This is a genomic window from Mucilaginibacter sp. BGA-UO-ETr-C110 (assembly GCF_059567985.1).
Window position 1 is genome coordinate 1,036,983 of sequence record NZ_JCAQPB010000002.1, and the last position, 26,988, is coordinate 1,063,970.

Sequence of the window (26,988 nt, forward strand, 5' to 3'; positions counted from 1 at the left end):
ATTTATCAAAATAATGATGAAAACAGCAGTAAAATATTTAATGATCTCTTTAATGGCTACACTATTGTTTGCCTGCAAAAAGAATCTTTTAGATCAAAATCCGCCGGCAGATATTGGCAGTGAAGTATACTGGAAAACACAAAACGATGCCGATCTGGCGTTGTCAGGTATCTACAGTTTTTTTATACAGGGGTTTAACTACACAGCCTCTGGTAATACTGGACAGGGTTTTGGGGCAGGCACTCCATATTGGGAAAGCCTGAGCGACAATGCTTATAGCGGAGCATATTCCAACATTGCCCAAGGTGCTATTACCCCAACGGTAGGTGGTTTGCAAACGGATGCTTATACCACTTCATACAGGGCGATACAGGCGTGCAATACCTTTCTGGATAACGTCCGGAAGATCAATCTACCTTCGCAAACCCTATATCAATACGTGGCCGAAGTAAGGTTTGTGCGGGCTTATTGGTATTTTATGCTTACCCAGTTATATGGAGATGTAGTACTGTCAACCCACCAGATAACCATTAACCCCGCAAATTCACAGTTAGGCAGAACGCCTAAATCGGTAGTAATGGATACCATCCTTAATGATCTGAACTTTGCCGCTAGTAACCTACCGAATACAGCTTATAATGGTCACGCGGTTAAAGGCTCGGCCTTAGGTTATATTGTAAAGGTTTATATGGCCAATCGTCAGTATCAGCAGGCAGCTGCCGTTGCCAATACCATTATATCTGATGGAAAATTCAGCATTTATACCGGCGGTTACAAGAATTTGTTTTTAAAACCCGGGCAGAATAATAATCCGGAAATTATATTCTCGGGGAGATACCAGGTTCCTACGGCATTCAGCCCTGCCGATTATTTATATACCTACAGCTCAAGTTTTCAGCCATTGGGTTACCTGGTTGACGATTATGAATGTACAGATGGTCAGCCTATAACTACCTCCCCATTGTACAAGCCTGCAACTCCTTATCTGGACCGTGATCCGCGGCTATTAGCTACAATATTAACCCCGGGTATTTTATACAAAGGAGGGATACCTTTTGTTCCTGCGGCTATTGGGGCTACTGCCGGCTTCCTGAACAAAAAAGGTGTTGATTCAACCCGGGCAACGGTTATTGGTACCCAAAGTGATCAGGATTGGGTTTACCTGCGCTATGCCGATGTTTTACTGATGTATGCCGAGGCCAAAAACGAAGTGTCGGGTCCCGATCTCAGTGTTTATTCGGCTATTAATGCTGTCCGTACACGCCCGGGCGTCAATATGCCTGCTATCCCTAACGGACTTTCACAGACTGACATGCGCAGCCGTATACGTCATGAACGACGAATTGAACTGGCGATGGAAGGTCAACGGTATTTCGATCTGAAAAGGTGGGCGCTTGATAGGGTGATCATACCCACCATCAAAGACCCAAATGCCGCACAGCGAACATTCCCGCTGCGTGATACTATTTGGCCTGTTCCGCAAACCGAGATCGATATTGCCAAAGCGGTGGGCAATACAGTATTTAAACAAACACCGGGCTATTGATCTTCAAAAGAACTATTATCAGAAAACATTAATGAAAACAAAATATCAATTGAAAATAGCTATGAGTTTGGTATTCCTGCTCATCGCTTGTCCCGCTATACTGTTTGCGGCAGGTAATGTCACGATTTACAGTCCTGATAAGCAAATCCGTTTGGAAGTGCTCGATCAGGGAGGAGCATTATCTTATAGCATCCAGTACAAAAATAAAGCGGTAATCAATGCTTCAGCCCTGCGAATCAGTATCGATAAAGTTGGGCTCAGCAACCAGGCTACCATTACCGGCAGTACAACTTATAGCTTAAACGAAAGCTATCCATGGTACGGCGCACATTCGGTAGCTGTTAATCATTTTAACGGTGCAAAAATTAAATTACTGCATGGTAAAATAGCATTTATGCTCGATATTAGGGTATTTAATGATGCCGCCGCCTTTAGTTTTACAGTCCCAGGAAGCAAAAATGATAACCGGATCCCTGACGAAACTACTGAGTTTAACGTCCCCACCGGAAGCATTATCTGGTATCACGACCTTAATGGGCACTATGAGGGCCAGCATACCCAAAAACTGATAGATTCTGTAAGTTCCGGTCAATGGATAGCGCCTCCCGCTACTTTTAAGCTGCCGGGTAATACAGGATATGCATCTATTACCGAAGCCGACTTGAAAAATTATGCAGGCATGGCACTGCAATCAACCGGCCAGGGCAAACTGGTTTTACAACTGGCCGATCATCATCCCATATCCCATCCATATGAACTAAGATATAGTAAAGAGGATATAGCACGGGTTTCAAAACCAGCTGCGATTCGTGGAACCATTATCACCCCATGGCGGGTAGTTATGATAGGGGCAGACTTAAATACGCTGGTGAATTGCGACGCTGTTCATAATTTATGCCCACCACCCGATAAAAAATACTTTCCGGAAGGTATCAATACCTCATGGGTAAAACCCGGCCGTGCTGTTTGGCAATACCTTGATGGAGCTGGCGATAAAACAGTGAACAATATGAAGGAGTATTCCAGATTAGCTGCTGAACTGGGTTTTGAGCATAATATAATGGAAGGCTTTTGGGAAAAATGGAGTGATGATGAGCTTAAGGATCTGGTTAATTATTCCAAACAACGTGGGGTAAGTATCTGGGTGTGGATGCACTCTAAGGATCTGCGTGATTCTACCGTAAGGCATGCCCGCTTTAAACGCTGTCATGATTTAGGTATAGCCGGCTTAAAGATCGATTTTTTTGATAACGAAGCCAAAGAAGTAGTCGATCTGTACCAAGATATCTTAGTGGAGACGGCTCAATTACATTTAATGGTTGATTTCCATGGCTCCAATAAACCAACTGGTCAGCTACGTACCTGGCCGAATGAACTGACGCGCGAAGCGGTTAAAGGGATGGAGTCAAGCAGACTGGCGGACAGAGCAACGCATAGCACAACACTGCCATTCACACGTTTTTTAGCTGGCCCGGCAGAATACACGCCAGTACATTTTGGTGAGCGCCGTAAAAACACCACCTGGACAAATCAAATTGCAAGCGCTGTTATTTTAACTGCCCCGGTATTAACCTATGCTGCCAGTCCGCAACATTTGCTGGAGAACCCTGGAGTAGATATCATCAAAAGTATTCCATCCACCTGGGATGAAACCATTGTGCTGCAGCCGTCGGCAATAGGAGAGTTGGCCGTCTTTGTCCGCAGAAAGGGTAATACCTGGTTTTTAGCTGTTATGAACGGAACCCAGCCTAAAAACATTCAAATACCACTTAGCTTTTTAAAATCCTCGGCTAAATGCTCAAGTCTTACCGACGATCCGGATAATGCTGGGGCTTTAAAAACTCAAAATTCAGTAGTAAAATCCACCGACGTAATATCATTGAGCTTAGGTACAGGAGGCGGATATGTGGCCAGGTTTAATCTGCAATAATTGATCACAAATTAAAAAATATGAGAAAGATCACTGCTTACAGCATTCTATTGGTCATTAGCTTAATGATATCACCTGCTTTAAAGGCACAGCAAAAAACAGTTACGTTAGATTATTATTTTAATAATGAATACCGGAAAAACAAAGCTGGGGAGCAGGAGCGGTATCATTATACCTGGGAGGATACTAAAAGTAGTGGTTTTTCTATCTGGGGAGATATTTTCAAGAAGAATGAAGCCGGTTTAAAAAGTCTTGAAAATGAACCAACCCCTGATAACTTAAAGGGAACCAACATTTACATTATTGTTGACCCGGATACTAAAAAAGAAACTGCTGATCCCCACTATATCGAATCCCAGCATATCAAAGCCATAGTTGATTGGGTTAAACAAGGTGGTGTGTTGGTTTTAATGGCTAATGATAGTGCTAATGCCGAATTACCACATCTAAACGTGTTGGCGGCAAAATTCGGGATCCATTTTAATGATGACCTGTACAAGCATGTGATTGGTACCCAGTTTGAAATGGGGGCCATTAATATCCCTGCGAATGATCCGGTGTTTAAAACCGCCAAAAAAGTTTATCTAAAAGACATCGCCACACTTCAACTATCAGCCCCGGCCAAACCCTTGCTTATTGATGATGCTCACGTAATTGTAGGCACCGCCCGGTATGGAAAAGGCAGGGTAGTGGCTGTGGGCGATCCCTGGTTATACAATGAATATACTAATGGCAGATTACCTGCTGCTATGGGGTTTGACAATGATAAGGCAGCGGATGATCTGAGTAAGTGGCTGTTAGATCAGGTACCTGTAAAAGGGAACTAAAAAGAAAACAAATAATCAATCATATCAGTGCTAAGCAATGGTTTCAGAAATTGAATTGATCGTATTAATTAAAGAAGGGGATATCCGCGCCTTTGATGAGTTTTATAAAAGAAACTGGCGTGTTTTGTACCAAACAGCTTATCGTTCAACATCCTCACAGGAGGATGCTAAAGACCTGGTGCAAACAGTTTTTATAAGTTTATGGAATTGCAGGCAGAACCTTAACCCCGATGCTTATACACCCTCATATCTTTTTAAGATACTGAAAAATAACATCATTAACTTTTATAAGCAAGATTCGGCCAGAAGAAAGAGGTTGGAAAAACTATTATACCTGGATGAGGCAAATCAATATACCAATGAAGATAACCTGATGGCTAAAGAACTTTCGATCGTAATTGATGGTGAGATCAGAGAACTGCCCCGAAAAATGCAGGAGGTTTTTATATTATCACGCAGGCAGCATCTTTCTGTCAATGAAATTTCTGAAACGCTTAACATTACCCCGCGCACAGTTAAAAACCAGCTTTCCAACGCCTTGAAAATACTACGTACAAAATTGGGTATGTTTTAAGTGTTTTTTATAAAAATAAATCTGGTACCAGGCCGCCTAAGCTTTGTATATACTATCAAAACCAAAAACTGTTTAAATAACAGTTTATATAAACTTAAAAACAGATCATCATGATGCTATGGCGGAAGCCTGATCCCGACGATAGGGTTGGGGAGGAACATCTTCGGGATGAGGGGGCGATGCGTGCTGTAGAAAAAGAAATGCTACATAATATCCATAAGGAGATTTTTGGACGGTGGCATTTTATCAAAACTACAACAGCTAAATATACCATGGCAGCTTCTTTATTATTGATGTGCTGCTCAGGGCTTTTGTATAAGAAATTATCCGCTAATGATGAAGCTAGTTGGGTAGTGGTATCTACGCCCAAGGGCAATATTAAAAATATACAACTTCCTGACGGCTCAACAGTTTGGCTAAACTCAGGTTCGGTTCTGAAATTTCCTGAGCATTTTGGTAAAACCAGGGAGATCGAACTGCTTGATGGTGAAGCTTATTTTGATGTAAAACATGATGATCAATCACCATTCACAGTTCATTATGGCCATTTGCACGCCCGGGTATTGGGTACTGCTTTTAATGTAAAGTTTTATAAAAATATCAGTGACGTTCGATTATCAGTTACCCGGGGGCGGGTTGAAGTGGGTAACAAGTCATCAAGTTTTGGGGTAATTACACTCGGCAAAGAAGTTATTTATGATCAAAAAGCAGGCACGCATCAGGTTAGGGTAGTAGATGCAGAGAAAGTAGCGGCCTGGAAATCAAATGAGATCAATCTGTATAGCATTCCGTTTGATGAGCTGGTAATGCGGTTAGAGAACATTTATAATGTTCAAATCAATTATGATCATGACAGGATAAACCACCTGACAACCACCATTCATTTTTCAAGAGATAACACTTTACAATATGTGCTTGATATCATTAAAACCATTCATCATTTGGATTATGATATAAAAGGAAAGGGGGTTTATCTGAAAAAAATGTGAATCAATAAACCTAATAAGGCCGATACCACCTGCTAAATGCCGGTAATATCGGCCAGAGTTGAAATAATGAGTTATTGGCAGGTTCCAAGCTAATCCAATAATTCATTGATAGTTTTTTTTACCAAAAAACCTCGTAAAGATGATAAAAAAACATACTAAATTATTTACTTTTTTTAAGAAGGTATCAATGATCGTTATTATTGGCTCATTGGCATTTAGCCAGCTTTTACATGCGAATGGTACGGCAGATCAGATAGCTGATTATCCCGTTAAAATTTCGTTTGGTAATGAGTCATTACAAAGCTCCCTGGATAAGCTCGAAAAACAATCCAACGTTAAATTTTCTTATAACCCGGCTGATCTAAAAGGTTATAGCGTAACCCCACATAAATTTCAGCATGAACCCCTAGGTAAGGTTTTAAATTACCTGTTCGCGAAAACTCATTTATCTTTTAGGGAAATAAACTCCGGTATCATCATCTATGACAGATCTGAATCATCAAAAGTCAGCTTGCAGATAGATAAACCTGTGACTCAGGATATAAATAATGTATCTGCAGACGAAATTACAGTTACCGGAAAAGTATCTGATTCCAATGGTCCACTGCCAGGTGTTTCTGTAGGGATAGAAGGTACCGCTAAAGGTGTTATTACAAATGCAAACGGTAGCTATACCCTTAAAACGGCATCTGATGCAGTGCTGACATTCTCCTCAATAGGGTATAAAAAACAACGGATCCCTGTTAATAATCAAACGGTTATTAATGTACTGATGGTGTCTGATCTGAAATCACTCAATGATGTAATTGTTGTTGGTTATGGTGTTCAGAAAAAATCAGATGTAACTGGTTCAATCGTTTCTGTGAATGAGCAGGCGCTTCGTGATATCCCGGCCTCCAATATAGGCCAGGCATTGCAGGGACAGGCAGCCGGTGTCGATATTCAGAAAAGTGGTGGTAACAGTCACCCGGGTGCAACACCGTCTATTCTGATACGGGGTACCCGGTCAATTAACGCTTCGAATTCACCTCTAATTGTGGTTGATGGTCTTCCTTTTAACGGAAGCCTTAATGATATCAATCCGGATGACATCGTTTCTTTAGAGGTATTAAAAGACGCTTCATCAACGGCCATTTACGGTTCAAGAGGTGCCAATGGTGTTCTATTGGTTTCAACCCGTCGCGGAAAAAAAGGTGGCACATCTATCAGTTATAGTGGTTATGCAGGTTTTAATAAACCGTTAGGGAACTATAACATTATGAATGGGTCTCAATTTGAAGATTTGAAAAAGTGGGGCCTCATCAACGGAAACCCTGGTAAATATACAGGGATTGATGATCCGGCCTTTTTAACAGACGGTTCCTTTGCTCCTCAGGAAGTGGCGTCAATCAAAAGTGGTCGCAGTACCGATTGGCAAAAACTGATCTACAAAACTGGTTTCGTAACTGATCATCAGTTAGGTGTTTCGGGTGGGAATGACTTGACACAATATGCTATATCTGGCGGATATTATAACGAAACTGGTATCTATTTCGGTCAGTCATTTGTACGTTACTCACTTAAACTAAGCGTTGATCAGCAACTGGGTAAAAACGTTAAAATTGGTTTAAGTAGCCTAAATACTTTGAGCTATACCAACGGCGAAAATGCTAACCCGCTTGGTCAGGCGCTCCGGGCAAGCCCGCTTTCAACACCTTATGATGATGCTACAGGGAAACTGGTAGGTTTTACAGCAGGGAGTGCCAATCAGGTTTGGAATCCATTAGCCAATTTTGTGCCTGGTGCTGTGGTCGAAACCCGTAAAAGGTTCGGAACTTTTACCACCGCTTATGCCGAGGTAAATTTAGCTCCGGGCTTAAAATACCGCTTTAACGGTGGCGCCGAAGTACGACCTGATATATACGGGAATTATTATGCCAGCGCCACTACCAATAACCTGGGTGGAGCGTCAACCGCAAATAACCAAAGTACTTACAGTTATAACTATACCCTTGAAAATGTTTTAACATACGACAGAACGTTTGCGCAGAAACACCATGTGAATTTTACAGGCCTGTACAGCTTACAGGAAAGCCAGTCGCAATCAAACTCATTTAGCTATAACAATATTTTATCAGATGGTATTCAATATTTTAACCCGCAATATGGATCAAATTTAAATGGATCCGGATCATACTCTAAATGGGATATCATATCCTATATGGCGAGGGTAAATTATGGTTATGCCAATAAATACCTGCTTACCTTAACCATGCGTTCAGATGGGTCGTCACGCCTGGCACCAGGTAACAAATATCACGTTTTCCCTTCGGCAGCTGCAGCATGGAATATCACCCAGGAGCCTATCCTGAAAGATTCAAAGGTGTTAACAAATCTTAAATTGAGGGCAAGTTATGGTACCGTAGGTAATACGGCTATTAACCCTTATCAAACATTAGGAGCATTATCATCAGTAAACTACAATTTTGGCTCCACCAATTTAACGGGTGCCTACCCAACCAGTGTGCCTAATCCAAACCTTACATGGGAATATACTTCTACTTTAAACCTGGGGCTTGATTTTGGCTTCTTCGATGGACGGATCACCGGTGCGGTTGATGCATATCGCCAATCTACCCGGTCATTGCTATTACCATTATCCTTACCGCCAACTTCGGGTATTCCCAACAGCATTTTAACCAATGTAGGGCAAACGCAAAATAAAGGTATCGAGGTGAGCTTAAGCACCATTAATATAGCAGGAAATGGCCGAAACAGCTTTAGTTGGACAACCAATTTTAATATCACCTTTAACCGTGGTAAAGTTACCAAACTCGCAAGCGGTGTCACCCAGGATATTACCAATGGTTTGTTTGTAGGACAACCTATCAATGCCATATTTGATTATAAAAAGATCGGTATCTGGCAAAATACCAAAGCCGACACTGCTTTGGCTAAAAGCCTGGGTTTAACCACCACAGGCACGGGCTCTGTTATCGGTACTATCAGGGTTGAGGATGTGAACAAGGATGGAAAGATCAATGCCAGCGACAGAATTATACTCGGATCGGATCAACCCAAATATACCGGTGGTTTTACCAACCGTATTGCTTATAAAGGATTTGATTTTACCATAGTCGGTGTTTACCGGGTTGGCGGCTTAATAACCTCCAAATTATTCCAGAGCGGAAGTTTTATCAATACCTTCCAGGGTAATTACAATAATATCAACGAAGATTACTGGACACCAACCAATCATCAAAATTATTATCCTAAACCAAATTCCGCGTCAACAAATACCCCATATTCATCCTTGCTGAGTTATTTTGACGGCACTTTCTTAAAGGTTCGGAGCCTTACTTTAGGGTATTATATGCCCGATGCGATAACTAAGCGTATTAAGGCCAGATCATTAAGAATATATGCAACGGCGCAAAACCCATTCATACTTTTTTCGCCGTACCGGAACGAGTTTCACGGTCTTGACCCCGAAACTGCAGGATCCTTAAACGTTGATACGCCGCCAACCAAGTCATTTACATTCGGTATTAACATGACACTTTAAATTAAAATAAGATGAAAAGGATATCTATATATTTATACGCCTGTTTGTTTTTAGGTCTTTTAACTACAGCTTGTAAAAAAACACTGGTAGAAGACCCTAAATCAACACTTACTCCTGCCTTTTTTACCACAACACAGGGCTTTCAGGCTGGTCTTACCGCTGCCTATGCCGGTTTTAGGACTATTTTCGGTCCAGACAGTTATTTTGAAATGGTTGTACCCGGCACCGATGAGTTTATTGCAGGTAACGATGGCAACAACGGTCTGGTAAAATACAACAGTAATTTTAATACATCCGATGGTATTGTTGCCGGCATATGGAAAAATTGTTATACCTATATTAATACCTGTAACGGGCTAATTGGTAATGCACCGTCAGGCCTTGATGCGGCTACTACAGCAAGCATGATTGGCGAGGCAAAATTTCTGCGGGCCAACTATTATTTTATATTAGTACAATCCTGGGGCGATGTAACCTTAAATAAAACATTTCAGGGCACACCAACAACCTCCGCCACAAAGGCGCCAATGGCTGATGTGTATGCTTTTATTATCCAGGATCTTAAAGATGCCATTGCAGTTCTTCCGGCCAGCCCGTTAACCAGTGGCGTACTTCCGGGTAAAGCTACAAAAGCCGCGGCTATGCACGCATTGGCAAAAGTGTATCTGGCAAGAGCAGGGTCATCGGCCAAACAGGCCGACGATTATAAAAGTGCCTACACTATAGCGCTTGACCTGATCAATAATGTTGCTCCTGCAGGCGGCTTAAAATTGCAACAGGATTTTGCAAGTGTATATGCCGAAGGTAATGAGGCAAACAGCGAGGTATTGTGGACGGTACAGCATACCCCCACATTGGCGTATAATGGGTCGCCTACCCAAAACAATAGTGGTCCTGATAATTTACTGTGCCACTTATTTGCTCCAAAATATGAAGTACAGCCGGGTATGCAGCGCAGCACACTTTACGGCCGCCCTTATATACGCGTAGTACCTACCCATTGGCTTACCGACACGATATTTAAAGAAAGGGTAAATGATAAACGCTATAACAAAACGTTTCAGACAACCTGGTTATGCAATAATGCTGCGTCGGTCCCTAACTGGCCAAACCCGTTGCCGGCTGGTGCCCCGGCCGGAGCCCAGCCAGGTGCGCCTAAGTTTACTGTGGGGGATACCGCTATATGGATGCCAGGCTACGAAATGACAGCTGCCCAGATTGCCAAATACCGTTATCAGGTTATCCCGCCAAGCAAATATAGCATCGCGTTATCTCCGGCCATGTTCAAGTATTTTGATACTAAACGGCCAGATCAAAACTCGCCATCAAGCAGGCCTATCATTATATATCGTTTGGCAGAAACCTATTTGATCGCAGCAGAGGCTTTGGTGTTGGATGGCCGGGCGGCTGATGCAGTACAATATGTAAACGCAGTACGTGAAAGGGCTGCTTATCCATCAGCTAACCCATCAGTAATGGATGTTACCGCCGATATGCTTACGCTGAATTTTATCCTGGATGAGCGTTCGCGGGAGTTATGTGGCGAAATGATGCGCTGGACGGATTTAGTGCGTACCGGCAAACTTTTGGAACGGGTGAAGCTACATAATACCGACGGAAAGAATAATATCAAGCCATTCCAGGTATTGCGCCCTATTCCACAAGCTCAAATTGATGCAACAATAACCGGTACACCTTATCCTCAAAATCCTGGCTGGTAAACCAGGATTTTAAGGATGTAAATTGTAAATAAAACCTATGAATAATAGATAATAGTATGAAGAGTAAACTGTTCAGATTAATGATGACACTTACAGCGTTTGCTGTAAGCATAACGCTGTATGCCTTGAAACCTGTAGACGATGTAGTACCCGATGCCGATAATGCTGGTTTAAAGCTGCCTGATGGATTTGGTGCTTTAAAAGTAGCTGAAACGGGTGCCAAAGCACGCCATCTGGTGGTTACACCGCAGGGAGATATCTACGTAAAGCTCGCAAAGCCCAACAAAGAAGGCAAAGCTATTTTGGTATTGCATGAAAGTGCAAATGGTAAAGCCGAGTTTAAATCGAGCTTTGGCACTTACGGAGGTACCGAGGTTTCTTTAAAAAATGGATATCTGTATGCATCGTCAAATACGGAAGTATTTAAGTATAAGGTGAACGATAAAAATGAAGTGATCAACCCAGATCAGCCCGAAAAAATTGTTACCGGGTTAAAAGCAGGGCGTCAGCATGAAACAAAATCATTCGCGTTGGATAACGATGGCAATATTTATGTGAATATAGGTGCCTGGTTTAATGCCTGCCAGGAAAAAGATAGGGGTTTGCATTCACCAGGTATACCAGGTTGCCCGATCTTGGATTCGATGGGTGGGGTATGGCAGTTCAGAACCGATAAGTTAAATCAAACCTATGGCGATGGTGTACGATATGCAACCGGGTTGCGGAATATGGTAGGTATGGACTGGAACCAGCAGGATAACCAACTTTTTGTAATGCAACATGGACGTGATAACTTGAACAGTTCATGGCCTGAATTGTTCACCACCAAGCAATCTGCAGAATTACCTGCTGAGTGCCTCTACGCATTAAAAAAAGGGGACAATGCAGGCTGGCCTTTTATGTATTATGACCAGATCCAACATAAAAAAATACAGGCACCCGAATATGGTGGTGATGGAAAAAAAGAAGCCGATGCTAAATATATAGATCCTGCTGTTGCATATCCCGGTCACATGGCGCCAAATGGTTTACTTTTTTATACGGGCAATCAATTCCCGGCAAAATATAAGAATGGGGCATTTATAGCTTTCCATGGTTCATGGAACCGCGCACCTGAGCCGCAGGCAGGATATTTCGTGGTTTTTCAACCATTTAAAAACGGGAAACCGGATGGCAATTGGGAAGTATTCGCCGATGGCTTTTCAGGCTCACCAGAAAAAACCGCGGCCGGTCGTGCAGATCATCGTCCATGTGGCCTTGCTCAAGGTGCCGATGGCTCCTTATATGTTACCGACGATTCAAAGGGAACTATTTATCGCATTATTTACACTAAAAAATAATGACCCGAATGAAAAAATATATTCTGATCATCGGTTGCATTTTTAGTTGTGTTCCATTAATGGGCCAGGTTAAAACCAAGGTTAAATCCCGGCCTGTTGCAGGGTTATCTGCGGTAAGCGGTAAAGGCATTTATGAAAAATACTGTTTAACCTGTCATCAGGCTGATGGCGGTGGCGTGCCAAATATGAATCCGCCTCTGACCAAAACATCATATGTGCTTGGCGACAAAACGCGCCTCATTAAAGTAGTCCTTAACGGATTTTCGGAAAGTGTTGATATCGATGGCGAATCATACTCCAATGTGATGCCATCACATGATTTTTTGAAAGATCAGGAAATCGCTGCTGTGTTAACCTATGTCAGGAAAAACTTTACCAATAAAGCGGGGCCAATTACTACGGCACAGGTAAAGGCGGTAAGAGCTACCAACAAAAAGAAAATATAATTAAAGAGATACCTAACCAGCTAAATAATAAAATATGAAACGATTTTTATGCCCCTTGCTGATCCTTTGCTCAACCACTGTATTTGGGCAAAACAGCAATACCGAACAGGTAATTCGAAAGGTTGCGGATAATGTTATTCAAAATACCTCTTTTAAATTCATCAACACCAACACCAAAGAAAAATACGATTCAACCAAAGGTCTGGCTTCATCGCCAGATGTTAAAGCTGATAGTAAGTACAATAAATGGATGTACGTAAATGGCGTATTAACCATTGGCATGGTACAAATGGCAGATGTGCTTGGCGACAAAAAGTATTCGGATTATTCGCAGCGCAACTTCGCCTTTATTTTTGATAACCTGAGCTATTTCGAGGCTCTTCGCAAAGCTAAAGCACCAAAGGTTGAATATGGTGCAGTGTTCAGTATTAATAATCTGGATGCCTGCGGCGCCATGTCAGCCGGGTTATTTGATGTAGATGCACTGGCCAACCGGAAAGATTACAAAGCCTATTTGAGCAGATCGGCAGATTATATCTTAAACAAACAATTGCGCTTATCTGATGGTACACTTTCGCGCCCAAACCCTCGCAACATGACCCTTTGGGCCGATGATATGTTTATGAGTATACCTTTTCTGGCGCGTATGGGCAAACAAACCGGCGACAGTAAATATTTTGATGACGCGATAAAACAGGTAGAGAATTTTAACAAATATCTGTATGATCCTTACACGGGTTTGTTCTTTCATAATTATTACTCGGATGACCAAACAAATGGTGTCGGCCACTGGGGGCGCAGCAATGGCTGGATAGCCATGGCAACGGTTGAACTGTTAAATAACTTACCAGCCAATCATCCAAAACGCTCGGAAATAATCAAATTATTACTAAGACAAATAGTTGGCTACGCTCGCTACCAGGATCAGACCGGCCTATGGCACCAGTTATTGGATAAACCAGACTCTTATTTGGAAACATCAGTTACAGCCATGTATACTTATGCTGTGGCCCGTGCAGTGAACCAGGGTTGGATCAATGAAAAATATATAGCCATAGCCCAGGAAGGATGGAAAGGTTTGTTGACAAAGGTTACGCCCGATGGCCAGCTGCAGGATGTTTGTATCGGCACCAATATGGATACTGATATCAAGTTTTACTATACCCGCCCAACTGAACTGAATGATACCCATGGTATTGGTGCTTTTTTATTAGCCGGGATTGAAATGCTTAAAGCAGAAAGGAAAAAATAAGAATGTACAGATCAATCAGGTTCCTGTTAGTTATGGTATTTATAGCAGCAGGTAGTTTAAGCTTGTTTGCCACCGATATGGATATCACCACTTATGGAGCCGTGAGCAATGGTACCACATTAAATACTGATGCTATTCAAAAAGCGATAGATGCCTGTTATAACAGTGGTGGTGGTAAAGTAATCATCCCTTCGGGGACATTTCTGACCGGAACCATAGCGCTGAATGATAATATCACCCTGGAACTAAAAAAAGGTGCGGTTTTACTCGGCAGTACTGATGTTAATGATTATAAAAACCTGGATCCCTTTGTAGATGGTCTGGGCATTAGTGTAGGTTGGGCCTTGGTGGTAGCAGTTGATAAAAAGAATGTGAGTATTGAAGGCGAAGGTATTATTGACGGACAAGGCTCAAAGTTAAAAGCGCAGCAAATATTAACCGATACCCGGCCGGAATCACAACGCTGGGGAAGGCGTCCCTTCTTATTGCGTGTGGTTCGGTGCCAAAACGTTTCGGTAACTGGTGTTACATTGAATTATTCTGCCGCCTGGACATCTCATTACTTTCAATGTAAACAGGTGAATATCAAAAACGTAAAGATCGTAAGCAGGGGAGTAGCGCATAATGACGGCATGGATATAGATGGCTGTCAGGACGTAACTATTAAAGATTGCGACGTGGTGAGCGGAGATGACGCTTTGTGTTTTAAAACAACATCGAGCAAAATGGCCTGTAAGGATATCGTTATATCCGGCTTGCGGCTAAAAAGTGGTCAGGGTGCTATTAAGATCGGCACAGAATCTATGGCCCCGTTTGAAAATATCACCATCTCTCAATGTTATATTTATGACACCACCAACGGCGGCATCAAGCTGCTATCGGTTGATGGGGCACGTATCAATAATATCAACATCAGTGATATTACTATGGTAGAGGTAAAAACGCCTATACTTATCCGTTTGGGTGCAAGGTTAAGTGTATTCCGTAAAGATCAGGACACACAGCAACCTATAGGGGCATTGGAAAATGTAACCATCAGAAACGTAAAAGCAAAAGCGGCCGATAACGCGCAACTGATGCCACCGTCGGGTATTTTAATAACCGGCATCCCTGATCATCCCATCAAAAACTTAGTCCTTGAGAATATCGAGATCAACCTGGCAGGTGGTGGAACTAATGAAAATGCCCGGCAGGTGGTACCTGAGGCAATTGATAAATATCCGGAAGTAAAAACCTTTGGCCCGCTGGTACCGGCTTATGGCATTTGGGCCAGGCACGTTGATGGCCTGAAGCTAAAAAATGTAAATTTTACCTTAAGTCATAATGATCTTCGGCCCGCCTTTATTTGTGAGGATGGTAAAAACATTGAATTGAACTCGTGGGTAATTCCTGAAACTACGAGTGCGCAAGCTATTATCAGATTGGAGAATGTAGCCGGAGCTCGTATAAACAATAATACCGGAAGCGGTTCAGCTAATGTATTTGTACGAGTGGAAGGCAATGCAAGCCGCGATATATATGTTCTGGAAAACAAACTATCCGGGATATCAAAAAAAGTGGAACTGTCTGCTGATGTGAAAGCTAATGCAGCTATTTCGGATCACGATTAATAAATAATTAATGTGCCTAATATGAAGGTAAATACATACAAAATACTTTTAGGTTTCTTGAGCTTGCTGCTCCCTGCTTTAGTTTATGCCCAGCAGAACGCTTTGCCTGCGCAAGTAGATCGTTGGGCTATTCAGTCTGATGGTAGTATTAAATGGGCGGTCAACGGTCGGCTTCCGCATACCGATCACATAGAAATGTCGGGCGAAAAAGTGTCTGTTTGGGTACTGTATGGCATTGATAGCGCAGGCCGGTCGTCTATTTCACGTACAGTGGTTTTTCCCACATTCAGGATGCTGCCCGATGGTACCCGAACTCATATTGACTATACTTTTCAGGACAACGAGTTGCCCCGTTTTTTGATCAACAACCGTCAGCTGAAAACCGATCTGGCCAGTGGTAAAAAATCAGGTGATCTCACCTATAATATCAAAAGCATCAGTCATAAAGGTATTATGCGGATAGCTGCCACTTCTGGCAACCCGGCGCTGGTAAAAATCGACCGAAGTATTTTTCCTTCTATAGATAAACCTATGGTGATTGAAAAATTTGTGTTCACAAACGTAACTGATAAACCGGTTAACATAACCATGGAGTACATGAGGCGCGAGGAAAGAACCGACAGTGCCAAAAGTAAAGTAAGGCCGCATACGGTGATCATGGGCACGGTTGATCATGGCAGCAGAACAGTACAACCGGGTGCCAATACCACATTCTCCGTTTATTACCTGGCAACAGATTTTCCAACTCAGTCAATTAAAATTGATCCAGATGCAGAGGAAATAGCTCGCGAAAAGCGGATAAATACTATTTTGAACCCTTTACAATTACAAACGCCAGATACTTTGCTGAATACCACATTTGCATTTGCCAAGATCCGCGGAACCGAAAGTATTTACAAAACCAAGGTGGGCTATCTGCATGGCCCCGGCGGTTTGGCTTATTACGCGGCCATATGGGCTAATGATCAGGCCGAATACATTAGTCCTTTCTTCGCGTTTTCTGGTGATAGTATTGGCAACCTTTCGGCCATGAACTGTTACCGTTTGTTTGCTAAATATATGAACCCGGAGTATAAGCCTATCCCAAGCTCTATAGTTGCCGAGGGCGACGCGGTATGGAAAGGGGCTGGAGATCGCGGCGACCAGGCTATGATCGCTTATGGCGCTTCTCGTTATGCATTGGCTTATGGTCAGCCCGATTCTGCTAAAAAACTATGGCCGCTTATTACCTGGTGCCTGGAATATAGCCATCGTAAACTGAACGATCAGGGTGTGGTTAATTCAGACCATGATGAGTTGGAGGGTCGTTTTCCGGCTGGTAAGGCCAATTTGTCAACCAATAGTTTATATTATGACGCGCTCATATCTGCGGCTTACCTGGGTAAACAGTTACATCAATCCAAAACAGAAATAGACGGCTATTTGAAACAAGCCGCCGAACTCAAAAGCAATATCGAAAAATACTTCGGCGCAAACATTGATGGTTTTGATACTTACAAATACTACGAAACCAACGATGTGCTGCGTGCCTGGATCTGCCTGCCACTTACCATGGGGATCTTCGACCGTAGCGAAGGAACTATTAATGCGCTGTTCTCCCCTAAATTATGGACAGCCGATGGTTTGGCTACACAAGCTGGTAAAGAAACTTTCTGGGATCGCTCCACCTTATATGCACTTCGTGGTGTACTACAGGCTGGAAAAACCGAAAAAGCCATGGATTATCTGCGTTATTATTCACGCAGACGACTTCTGGGCGAGCACGTACCTTATCCCGTGGAAGCTTATCCCGAAGGAAATCAAAGGCACCTGTCTGCCGAGAGTGGTCTGTATTGCCGTATCTATACCGAGGGATTATTTGGTATACGACCAACCGGCTTCACTGCTTTTAATTGTACGCCGCGGCTGCCAAAGGGATGGAACGAAATGGCTTTAAATAATATCCATTCATTTGGTCGTGTGTTCAACCTTAAAGTAACAAGACAAAGTAACCAAAAACTCCTGATCGTGATTACAGAGGGTAACAAAACAATAAAATACAAAATAAACGATGGCGGCACACAGGCCGTACAACTATAACTAACCGGTAAAAAGCGATGAACATATTTTTTAAATATATAGTGGCTATTGTAATGGCCACTATAGTCCAGGATACTTTTGCGCAAACCCATCAGCTGGAAAAACTATGGGAAACTGATACCGTGGTAAGGGTTCCGGAATCGGTTTTACCCGATCTTAAAAAAGGCATTCTATACGTATCCGAGATTGATGGAAATCCGAATGCTGTAGATGGAAAAGGCGGTGTGGCCAAAATTGGTTTGGATGGTAAGATCATCGACCTGGATTTTACTACGGGTTTAAATGCGCCTAAGGGCTTAGGAAGGTTTGGCAATGAGCTGTATGCGGCCGACCTGTCAGAGGTGGTAGTTATTGATATGAATACCGGTAAGGTAAAAAACAAGATTGCTATCGATAGTGCTAAAGCGCTCAATGATATTACAGTTGATGATAAAGGAGTAGTTTACGTATCTGATAGCAAAACCAAAAAGATCCACCGGATTGAAAAAGGAAAAGTAAGCACCTTTTTAACAAATATAGGCGGGGTGAACGGACTTAAAGCCGTAGGCAATGATCTTTATATCCTGGGTGGGCAAAAATTTATAAAATCAGACAGTCAGGGTAATTTAACGCCTATTACCACACTTAGCTGTGGGGGCGATGGTGTTGAACCTGTAGGCAATGGCGATTTTTTGATCACCTGTTGGTCAGGCCATATATTTTATGTAAGTGCCGATGGTAAAATTGAAACTTTGCTGGATATACAGGAAAAAAAGGTAAATACTGCCGATCTTGCATATGATCCCATAAAACATATTTTATATGTACCTACCTTTTGGGGCAAAAAAGTGATGGCTTACAAATTAATAACTACCAAATAATATGGGGTTTCCTAAAATTCAGTCTATTAAAAATTGCCTGATTTTCACATGTTTGGCAAGTGCCGGCATGGTATCAGCACAAACACGGAGCAACGAGGCTTACTTAAAATTATGGTACAATAAACCCGCCACTGCCTGGGAAGAGGCCTTGCCGCTTGGTAATGCAACCACCGGAGCTATGGTATTTGGCGGCGTTAATCATGAACGTTATCAATTGAATGACCATAACCTGTGGTCGGGCTTTCCAGAATCGGGTAACAACCCACAAGGGCCAGAATATCTGCCGCAAGTACGCAAAGCCATATTTGATAGTGATTTTGATAAAGCGGCCGATCTGTGGAAAAAGCATTTACAAGGCCCATATACCGCCCGCTACTTACCATTGGGTGATCTGTTGCTGAATTTTAATGTTGCAGATAGCGCGCATTATTACCGTGACTTGAACTTAAACAATGCGGTTTCAACCGTAAAGTATGAGGCCGGCGGTGTGCACTACACTCGTGAAACATTTATTAGTTATCCGGATAAGGTAATGATGATACGCATCACTGCTGACAAAAAAGGCGCCATTAATTTTACTGCTGGCCTGCAAAGCAAGCTGCATTTTTCTGTAACGAACGATGGCAACAGTAAATTAATATTAAAAGGGAAAGCCCCGAGCTATGTAGCCAACCGCGATTACGAACCACGGCAGGTTATTTATGATGAACCCAAGGGTGAGGGAATGAATTTCCAGATCAACCTGAAGATCAAAAATGATGGCGGGCATGTAACTGCTGTTAATAATGCTTTACAGGTTAGCGGTGCCAGCCAGGTGCTTATTTATTTAACCGAGGCTACCAGTTTTAACGGGTTCAATAAATCGCCGGGTTTGCAGGGTAAGGATCCTGTAGTTGAAGCTAATGCCGGGATGCTTGCTGCATCGCAAAAAACATATGAACAACTTAAACAACGGCACATTACCGATTATCAACACCTGTTTAAACGGGTTGATCTCAATTTAGGTATTGATGCAGGAATGGTAGAAAAGCCTACAGACCAAAGGCTCCGGAATTTCAGTGTAGCCAATCCCGATAAGCAGTTACAAACGCTGTATTACCAGTTTGGGCGTTATTTACTCATTGCCAGTTCCAGACCAGGCAGCGCTCCTGCTAACCTGCAGGGTATCTGGAATGATCAGGTATCGCCGCCGTGGGGTAGTAATTATACAACCAACATTAATACCGAAATGAATTATTGGCTGGCCGAAAATACCAACCTTTCGGAATGTCACCAGCCTTTATTTGATTTTTTGAAAGAACTTACCGTAAACGGAGCCATCACCGCTAAAGAAACCTACAATATCAAGGAAGGTTGGGTGCAGCACCATAACAGCGACATATGGGCTAAAACGTCAACTGTAGGTGGTTATGACCATGACCCCAAAAGTTCGGTACGGTGGTCAGCCTGGCCAATGGGTGGTGCCTGGATGAGCCTTCACCTATATGACCATTACCTGTTCACCGGTGATAAAGCTTTTTTAAGTAAGACGGCTTATCCCATTATGAAGGGAGCGGCCCAGTTTATGTTGCATTGGCTTGTGACTGATCCTAAAACAGGTTACCTGGTAACCAATCCATCCACATCGCCAGAAAATACGATCAAAATTAATGGGAAAGAATACCTGGTGAGTATGGCCTCCACCATGGATATGTCGATCATTCGTGAGCTGTTTCAGAACTGTATCAGCAGTGTACAGGCCTTGGGAACGGATAAAGTTTTTGCAGCACAAGTAAAGGTAGCTTATGACAAACTCTATCCTTTCCATATAGGTAAATACGGGCAATTACAGGAGTGGTTCCAGGATTGGGACGATCCGGCGGATACTCACAGACATATATCACACCTGTTTAGCCTGTTCCCGGGCAAGCAGATTTCGGTGTTTAATACTCCTCAGTTGGCCGCAGCCGCCAAACAATCCATGATATACAGGGGAGATGTAAGCACGGGTTGGTCTATGGCCTGGAAGGTGAATTGGTGGTCGCGTATGCACGATGGTAATCATGCATACAAAATACTGGGCGCAGCTTTTAACTATATGGATCCTATACAAAAGAAGGAACAGATGAGTGGCGGAGGTACTTATCCCAATTTGTTTGACGCGCATCCGCCATTCCAAATCGACGGAAATTTTGGCGGAACAGCAGGCATGACCGAAATGTTGCTACAAAGCCAGAATGGTGAAATAGAACTTCTTCCCGCTCTGCCTGATGCCTGGGCCGATGGCAGTATCAAGGGCATCAAAGCCCGCGGCAATTTTGAGGTAGCTATCGATTGGAAAAAAGGAGAACTGGCTAAAGCCCTGATCAAATCAAATCTTGGAGGCAATTGCAGGCTTCGAACACCTATACCTGTAAAAGTGGTGCAGGCAAATAGTAAAACTGCAGCCAGCTCTAATATGAACACTTTAAATATTCAACCCATAGTGCCTGCTTACCAAAAAGCAGCCAATGCCAAACTGACCGATATCAGTTTCAATAAGGGCTATGTTATTGACTTTGCCACAGAAAAAGGTAAAACCTATACTATTATACCGCAATAAATACCATGAGAAATTTTAAATATATATTAATCAGCTGTTTGCTTTTGGGGCTTGCAGACCTGCTAAAAGCGCAATCCATCAGCTGGACTGAGGTTGAGCCAGGGATATGGAAAGGTGTGATAGGCAAACCCGAAGAATTTGACCTGTTGAAAGCCGCCGGTGTACAACCATATCATGCTGGTCTGCAGCAAATGCCTAAAGCTGATTTCCCGTTGGAAAAGGACGAAATTACAGGGCGTGTTCAGGATGGAAAAACTTACCTGCGTTTCCCGCTCGAGAAAAAAGAACAACTGTTTGGTTTTGGGCTAAACTTCCAGACTGTATTTCAGCGAGGTAAGGTGCTTACGCTGCATGTAGATAATTATGCTGGTAAGGATAATGGCCGTACTCATGCACCCACACCTTTTTACGTGTCATCCAATGGTTATGGTGTATTTATCAATTCGGCCAGGTATATCAATGTGTATGCTGGTACGGCCGTGAGGCGAGACAGTAAAATAGCGCCAGATGTGAAAGACAGGAATTTGGATAAAACCTGGAGCTCGCACCCTTATTCAGATGGCGTAGAAATGCTGGTGCCCGCAGGAGGTGTAGAGATTTATGTGTTTGCCGGCCCTACGATATTGGATGCTGTACGGCGTTATAATTTGTTAAACGGAGGTGGTTGCCTGCCACCGCGCTGGGGACTGGGCTTTACCCAACGCATGCAGCGTTTAACTGATGCACAGGGCGTTGCTACCGAAGCGCTGGCGTTTGAAGAAAAAGGTTATCCGCTAGATTTTATCGGTCTTGAACCCGGTTGGCAAAGCAAATCATACCCATGCACTTTTGAGTGGGATAAAACTCGTTTCCCTGATCCGAAAGCACTGGTGCAGGATATGCTGAAAAAGAATATCAGGCTTAATTTATGGACAAACCCTTATTTATCACCCGAGGCTCCTGTTTATAAAGATATTTTGCCCTATAGCGGCTCACATACTGTTTGGAACGGCATAGTACCCGATATTAGCATGCCCGAAGCCCGGAAAATATTTTTTGGTCAACTGGAAAAGGGCAAGATAGATATCGGTATTAGTGGGTATAAAATGGATGAGGTTGATGGAGGCGATAATTATTTGTGGCCCGATGTAGCTGTTTTTCCCTCAGGCCATGACGCCGAACAAATGCGCCAGACCTACGGGCTAATGATGCAGCGCTATACCAGCGAGATTTATCACAACCGCAATCAGCGCACCTTCGGCCTGGTTAGGGCATCTAATGGTGGCGGAGCATCGTTCCCCTATGTGATTTATAACGATTATTATGATCACCGCGACTTTATAACGGCATTAGTGAATAGTGGTTTTGCCGGTGTACTGTGGACCCCGGAGGTACGCTCATCTAAAACGGCAGAAGAATGGTTGCGTAGGTTTCAGTCGAATGTATTTTCGCCTATGGCGATGATCAACGCCTGGGCCAGTGGCACCAAACCTTGGTCGTTTGCTGAGGTTGCCGAACAGGTAAAAACAATGGCCAACTTGCGTATGCAGATGATGCCTTACTGGTATAGTGAGTTTGCCAAATATCATTTTGAAGGTATCCCACCATTCAGAGCTATGTATCTGGAAAATGGCTTTAGTAATACCGAGGCTAAAAACGAGAACAAAAAATTAAACCTGGAAGAAAACCCGTACGAGGAGGCTGTAACTAAAGAAGTGAAGGATCAGTATATGGCTGGTGAGTATTTATTGGTAGCCCCTGTATTTGCGGGACAAACCAGTCGCAAAGTGATATTGCCCAAAGGGAAATGGTATGACTTTTATACCGGGAAGTATGCCGGAAATGGCGAGGTGATCAGCGTAACACCAGGTTTGGACAAAATTCCCGTATATGTAAAAGATGGTGGGATAATACCCATGATGCCGGTAATGTTACATGCACCCAAAGCAGGGCAGAAGGTTGATATTGAGGTAAAATACTACGGTGAACAGCCTGGTACTTATGCTTTGTATGACGATGACGGTGAAACATATAATTATGAAAAAGACAGTTATACCTTCCGCAGGATCATGGTAAGTAAGGTAAACGGAAAGATAAAAGGTTCGATTACCCCTGCACCTAAAGGCAAGCCTGATAATGTAGGCAAAGTGACTTTTAAGGCAATGACAGAGCTTTAAAGTATATTCTCATGCCCTAGCAGTTTTAACAAACTATATAATGTTCAAGCCATCGGATAAAATCCGATGGCTTTTTTGTTAGTTCAAATGACTAATAGATGGGTTTGGAAAATAAATAATAGTTGACAAAGTCTACTATTTATATCTATTTTTGTTTAAGAAAATTAAATTATTAAAAATGCAGAGAAATCAAATAGTCGTTAAGCAGGTCAGAGCATTTAACCGCTTTTATACCGATATGATAGGTTTGTTGGATAAGCACCTGCTACATAGTGAATACTCTTTGGCTGAGGCTCGTATCATTTATGAGATTTATATAGGCAAAAGTGTGCAGGCATCTCATATTATGACAGTAATGCACATTGATAAGAGTTATTTGAGCCGTCTACTGAAGAAGCTCGAAAAAGAGCAACTAATCATGAAGAAACCCGCGGGGCATGATGCAAGAGCTATACTGATCTCCCTTACCGAAAAAGGTTTTACCGAATTCGAGATGCTAAATCAAGCATCTGACCAACAAATTGTGGGGTTGATCAAAAATTTAGACACCGGCAAACAACAAGAGTTGGTTTTGCACATGCAATCCATCATAAATATTTTAAAAAATAACAATATAAAATCGGATGACCAGAGCTACTAATATTGATGATATTCGTTTTAGAAATGAATTGTTACCAGGCGACCTGGGCTATATTGCCTATATGCACGGACAATTATATGCCAAAGAGTGTGGCTACGGCTTAAGCTTTGAAGGTTACGTATTGGAAGGCCTGCTTGAGTTTGCCCGGCAGTATGATCCGTCAAAAGACAGGATTTGGATCTGCGAATATGAGGATAAGATGATTGGCTTTTTGATCGGTGTGCATCGAGGTGATGCTGTACAGTTACGCTACTTTATATTTTTACCTGAGTATCGCGGATTGGGTTTGGGAAAACGATTGATGGATAGTTTTATGGCTTACATGAAAGAGAAGAGTTTCAAAAAAGCTTATTTATGGACAACCAACGAACAACATGCTGCTACATCCCTGTACACTAAATATGGGTTTAAATTAACCGAAGAAAAAATGTCGGAAGCTTTTGATAAATCTTTAATTGAACTCAGATATGATCTGGTAATTGGTTAAGAGGAATACAAGATCAGGTGTACCTTGCTCAATAAAAATGCAATCGATTGTATTTTTATTGAAAATTCTTTCATATTTGTTTAAAGTTATTTTTCAATTACCAATTGTATTCTTGTTTTGCCAGCTTTAACGTGTAATCTTATTTTATGAAAGTTTTTTTTAGCCGTACTTTAATCGTTTTTTTTATTGGCTTTTGGTTAGTTCAGCAAGTAGCAAACGCTAATGTACGCTTACCTAAACTGGTAAGTGACGGTATGGTATTGCAACGAGATAAAAAACTTAAGATATGGGGCTGGGCAACACCTGGTGAACAGGTTAAAATAAAGTTCAATAATAAAGTAATCAAGACAGTAACGGATAAAAACGGGGATTGGTCAATGTTATTTCCCGCTATGAAAGCTGGTGGACCATACACTATGGATATAGTAGCAAATAACCAATTGGTAGTTCAGGATATCTTAATTGGCGATGTTTGGTTTTGCTCTGGGCAATCAAATATGGTATTACCCATGGAGCGTGTTAAAGAAAAGTACCCAGAAGAAATTGCCAATGCCAATTACCCTCAGATACGAAACTTTTTTATCCCTACCATTGCTGACGTCACTACATTCCATGAAGATCTTCCTGCTGGAAAATGGTTAACTGCCAATCCTGTAAATGTATTGAGTTTTGGTGCCGCTGCTTACTTTTTTGCCAAGCAAATTTACCTCAAATATCATATTCCGATAGGCCTGATAAATTCAAGTGTAGGAGGGACGCCGATTGAAGCCTGGATGAGTGGGGATGGACTTAAACAATTTCCATCATATCAAAACCGTATTAATCAATTAAAAGATACTTCTTATGTTAATAAATTAATTGATAAAGCCAGGATTGCAGCCAAAAAACAACAACCAGTTAATGAGGATAAAGGCTTATCAGGCTCTCAAAAATGGTACGATACTACTTACATTCCAGAGGGATGGCATAAATTCTGGCTTCCGGGATATTGGGCAGATCAGGGTACCAAGGGATTAAATGGCATAGTTTGGTTCCGTAAAGAAATTGATGTTTCAGCAACTCTGGTTGGTCAACCTTCAAAACTTTTTCTGGGGCGCATTGTCGATGCTGACCAAACTTATGTAAATGGTGTACTTGTGGGAGGGATCACTTATCAGTATCCTCCGCGAAGATATTCGTTACCGCAGGGTGTTCTGAAGCCTGGAAAAAATATTATTACAGTTAAAGTTACTAACATAGTGGGGAAGGGGGGCTTTGTACCTGACAAGTTTTATTGTCTGGAAATAGGTGATCAGAAAATAGATCTTCGAGGCGATTGGGAATATAAAGTGGGGCAAGTATTTGAACCAGAGGCAATTGATTCGCGTAGCAGCTTTTCCGCGCAAAATGAACCTGCCGGGCTATATAATGCTATGGTTGCCCCTGTAATTAATTATTCGATAAAAGGAATTTTATGGTATCAGGGTGAAGCAAATACATCTCAACCTAAAGTATACGAGGAGCTGTTACCTGCTCTTATAACCGATTGGCGCTATAAATGGAAACAAGGTAATCTGCCTTTTATATATGCACAACTGCCTAACTTTATGGAGACGCAATATTTACCTTCTGAAAGTCATTGGGCCGAACTGCGTGAAGCACAGTTAAGAGCGCTCAGTATATCCAATACAGGTATGGCTGTAACTATTGATGCCGGTGAATGGAATGATATTCATCCTTTAAATAAAAAGGATGTAGGTGATCGTCTGGCTCTCGCGGCGGAAAAAGTTGCCTATTATGATCGCGATATTGTAGCATCAGGGCCTCTTTATCAATCATTTACGATCGATAGTGATAAAGTCATTATATCCTTCAGTAATACCGGAAGCGGTTTAACCGTAAAAAATGGTAGTGAGCTTCAACATTTTGCTATAGCAGGGAAAGATAAAAAATATGTATGGGCACATGCGCGCATAAACGGGAATAAAGTAATTGTTTGGAGTGATAAGATACCAAACCCTCTATACGTACGCTACGCTTGGGCTGATAACCCGGAAACGGCAAATTTATATAATCTGGAGGGGCTCCCAGCCTCACCGTTTACCACAGACAACGAGTAGTTAATTCAGGATTCAATAAATTGGTACTTCGATTGCACTAATGTGTTTCAAGAGGCATAATTGCTAGTCTTAATAAGTTATCAAAAAGATTCCAGGTATAAATAGGCGTAATTGTCTAACTGCATAGTCAACAAGTTCTTATAATCAGCTATTATATTAGCTCTATTTGAAGCTTGTATCTATATAATCGTTCGTATTTACCTGCTCTTTGTCATTGGCATTTTTTCAAGTAATTATATTATTGCTATAAATATTATTAAAAAAACAATCGATTGTTTATGGTTTTATTTAAACAAAAGATAAAAAA

Annotated in this window: 18 protein-coding genes; all 18 read left to right on the forward strand. The window is 42.2% G+C overall.

Annotation, left to right across the window (positions count from 1 at the left end):
- Window positions 1-13 precede the first annotated feature (13 nt).
- The 18 genes from AC57BQ_RS05740 to AC57BQ_RS05825 all read left to right on the forward strand — a co-directional run bounded on the left by AC57BQ_RS05740 (window position 14) and on the right by AC57BQ_RS05825 (window position 26,681).
- Window positions 14-1,546, forward strand: coding sequence for a RagB/SusD family nutrient uptake outer membrane protein (locus AC57BQ_RS05740; RefSeq protein WP_496405354.1), 1,533 nt, complete (start codon window positions 14-16; stop codon window positions 1,544-1,546).
- Between the two features lie 31 nt (window positions 1,547-1,577).
- A complete protein-coding gene (locus AC57BQ_RS05745; protein WP_496405355.1) occupies window positions 1,578-3,476 on the forward strand; it encodes a glycoside hydrolase family 97 protein in 1,899 nt (632 codons plus the stop codon).
- Between the two features lie 20 nt (window positions 3,477-3,496).
- Window positions 3,497-4,303, forward strand: a complete 807-nt coding sequence (locus tag AC57BQ_RS05750; RefSeq protein ID WP_496405356.1) for a DUF4350 domain-containing protein — start codon at window positions 3,497-3,499, stop codon at window positions 4,301-4,303.
- 37 nt (window positions 4,304-4,340) lie between these two features.
- Window positions 4,341-4,877 carry an RNA polymerase sigma factor gene (locus AC57BQ_RS05755; protein WP_090472018.1) on the forward strand — a complete coding sequence of 179 codons (537 nt, stop codon included), beginning with the start codon at window positions 4,341-4,343 and terminating at the stop codon, window positions 4,875-4,877.
- 110 nt (window positions 4,878-4,987) lie between these two features.
- The gene (locus AC57BQ_RS05760) at window positions 4,988-5,866 is read left to right on the forward strand and encodes a FecR family protein (RefSeq protein ID WP_090472020.1); all 879 of its coding nucleotides are present in this window, start codon (window positions 4,988-4,990) and stop codon (window positions 5,864-5,866) included.
- A gap of 187 nt (window positions 5,867-6,053) precedes the next feature.
- Window positions 6,054-9,410, forward strand: coding sequence for a SusC/RagA family TonB-linked outer membrane protein (locus tag AC57BQ_RS05765; protein ID WP_496405357.1), 3,357 nt, complete (start codon window positions 6,054-6,056; stop codon window positions 9,408-9,410).
- A gap of 11 nt (window positions 9,411-9,421) precedes the next feature.
- Window positions 9,422-11,131 carry a RagB/SusD family nutrient uptake outer membrane protein gene (locus tag AC57BQ_RS05770; protein ID WP_496405358.1) on the forward strand — a complete coding sequence of 570 codons (1,710 nt, stop codon included), beginning with the start codon at window positions 9,422-9,424 and terminating at the stop codon, window positions 11,129-11,131.
- A 56-nt stretch (window positions 11,132-11,187) separates the two neighbouring features.
- Complete coding sequence (locus AC57BQ_RS05775) at window positions 11,188-12,471, forward strand: PQQ-dependent sugar dehydrogenase (RefSeq protein ID WP_496405359.1); 1,284 nt, start codon at window positions 11,188-11,190, stop codon at window positions 12,469-12,471.
- A gap of 8 nt (window positions 12,472-12,479) precedes the next feature.
- Window positions 12,480-12,917 (forward strand): c-type cytochrome, encoded by a 438-nt coding sequence (locus AC57BQ_RS05780; RefSeq protein WP_496405360.1) that lies wholly within the window; start codon window positions 12,480-12,482, stop codon window positions 12,915-12,917.
- 34 nt (window positions 12,918-12,951) lie between these two features.
- Window positions 12,952-14,169, forward strand: a complete 1,218-nt coding sequence (locus AC57BQ_RS05785; RefSeq protein ID WP_496405361.1) for a glycoside hydrolase family 88/105 protein — start codon at window positions 12,952-12,954, stop codon at window positions 14,167-14,169.
- Between the two features lie 2 nt (window positions 14,170-14,171).
- Window positions 14,172-15,779 (forward strand): glycoside hydrolase family 28 protein, encoded by a 1,608-nt coding sequence (locus tag AC57BQ_RS05790; protein WP_496405362.1) that lies wholly within the window; start codon window positions 14,172-14,174, stop codon window positions 15,777-15,779.
- A 21-nt stretch (window positions 15,780-15,800) separates the two neighbouring features.
- Window positions 15,801-17,858: a hypothetical protein gene (locus AC57BQ_RS05795; protein WP_496405363.1), complete on the forward strand. Its 2,058-nt coding sequence runs from the start codon at window positions 15,801-15,803 to the stop codon at window positions 17,856-17,858.
- Window positions 17,859-17,875: 17 nt separating this feature from the next.
- A complete protein-coding gene (locus AC57BQ_RS05800) occupies window positions 17,876-18,718 on the forward strand; it encodes an SMP-30/gluconolactonase/LRE family protein (protein WP_496405364.1) in 843 nt (280 codons plus the stop codon).
- 67 nt (window positions 18,719-18,785) lie between these two features.
- Window positions 18,786-21,299, forward strand: coding sequence for a glycoside hydrolase family 95 protein (locus AC57BQ_RS05805; RefSeq protein WP_496405365.1), 2,514 nt, complete (start codon window positions 18,786-18,788; stop codon window positions 21,297-21,299).
- A gap of 5 nt (window positions 21,300-21,304) precedes the next feature.
- A complete protein-coding gene (locus AC57BQ_RS05810; RefSeq protein WP_496405366.1) occupies window positions 21,305-23,455 on the forward strand; it encodes a glycoside hydrolase family 31 protein in 2,151 nt (716 codons plus the stop codon).
- A gap of 151 nt (window positions 23,456-23,606) precedes the next feature.
- The gene (locus AC57BQ_RS05815) at window positions 23,607-24,095 is read left to right on the forward strand and encodes a MarR family winged helix-turn-helix transcriptional regulator (protein ID WP_496405367.1); all 489 of its coding nucleotides are present in this window, start codon (window positions 23,607-23,609) and stop codon (window positions 24,093-24,095) included.
- Window positions 24,079-24,582 (forward strand): GNAT family N-acetyltransferase, encoded by a 504-nt coding sequence (locus tag AC57BQ_RS05820; RefSeq protein WP_496405368.1) that lies wholly within the window; start codon window positions 24,079-24,081, stop codon window positions 24,580-24,582. Before AC57BQ_RS05815 ends, AC57BQ_RS05820 begins: the two co-directional genes overlap by 17 nt.
- 146 nt (window positions 24,583-24,728) lie before the next feature.
- Window positions 24,729-26,681, forward strand: coding sequence for a sialate O-acetylesterase (locus AC57BQ_RS05825; RefSeq protein ID WP_496405369.1), 1,953 nt, complete (start codon window positions 24,729-24,731; stop codon window positions 26,679-26,681).
- The last annotated feature ends 307 nt before the right edge of the window (window positions 26,682-26,988 follow it).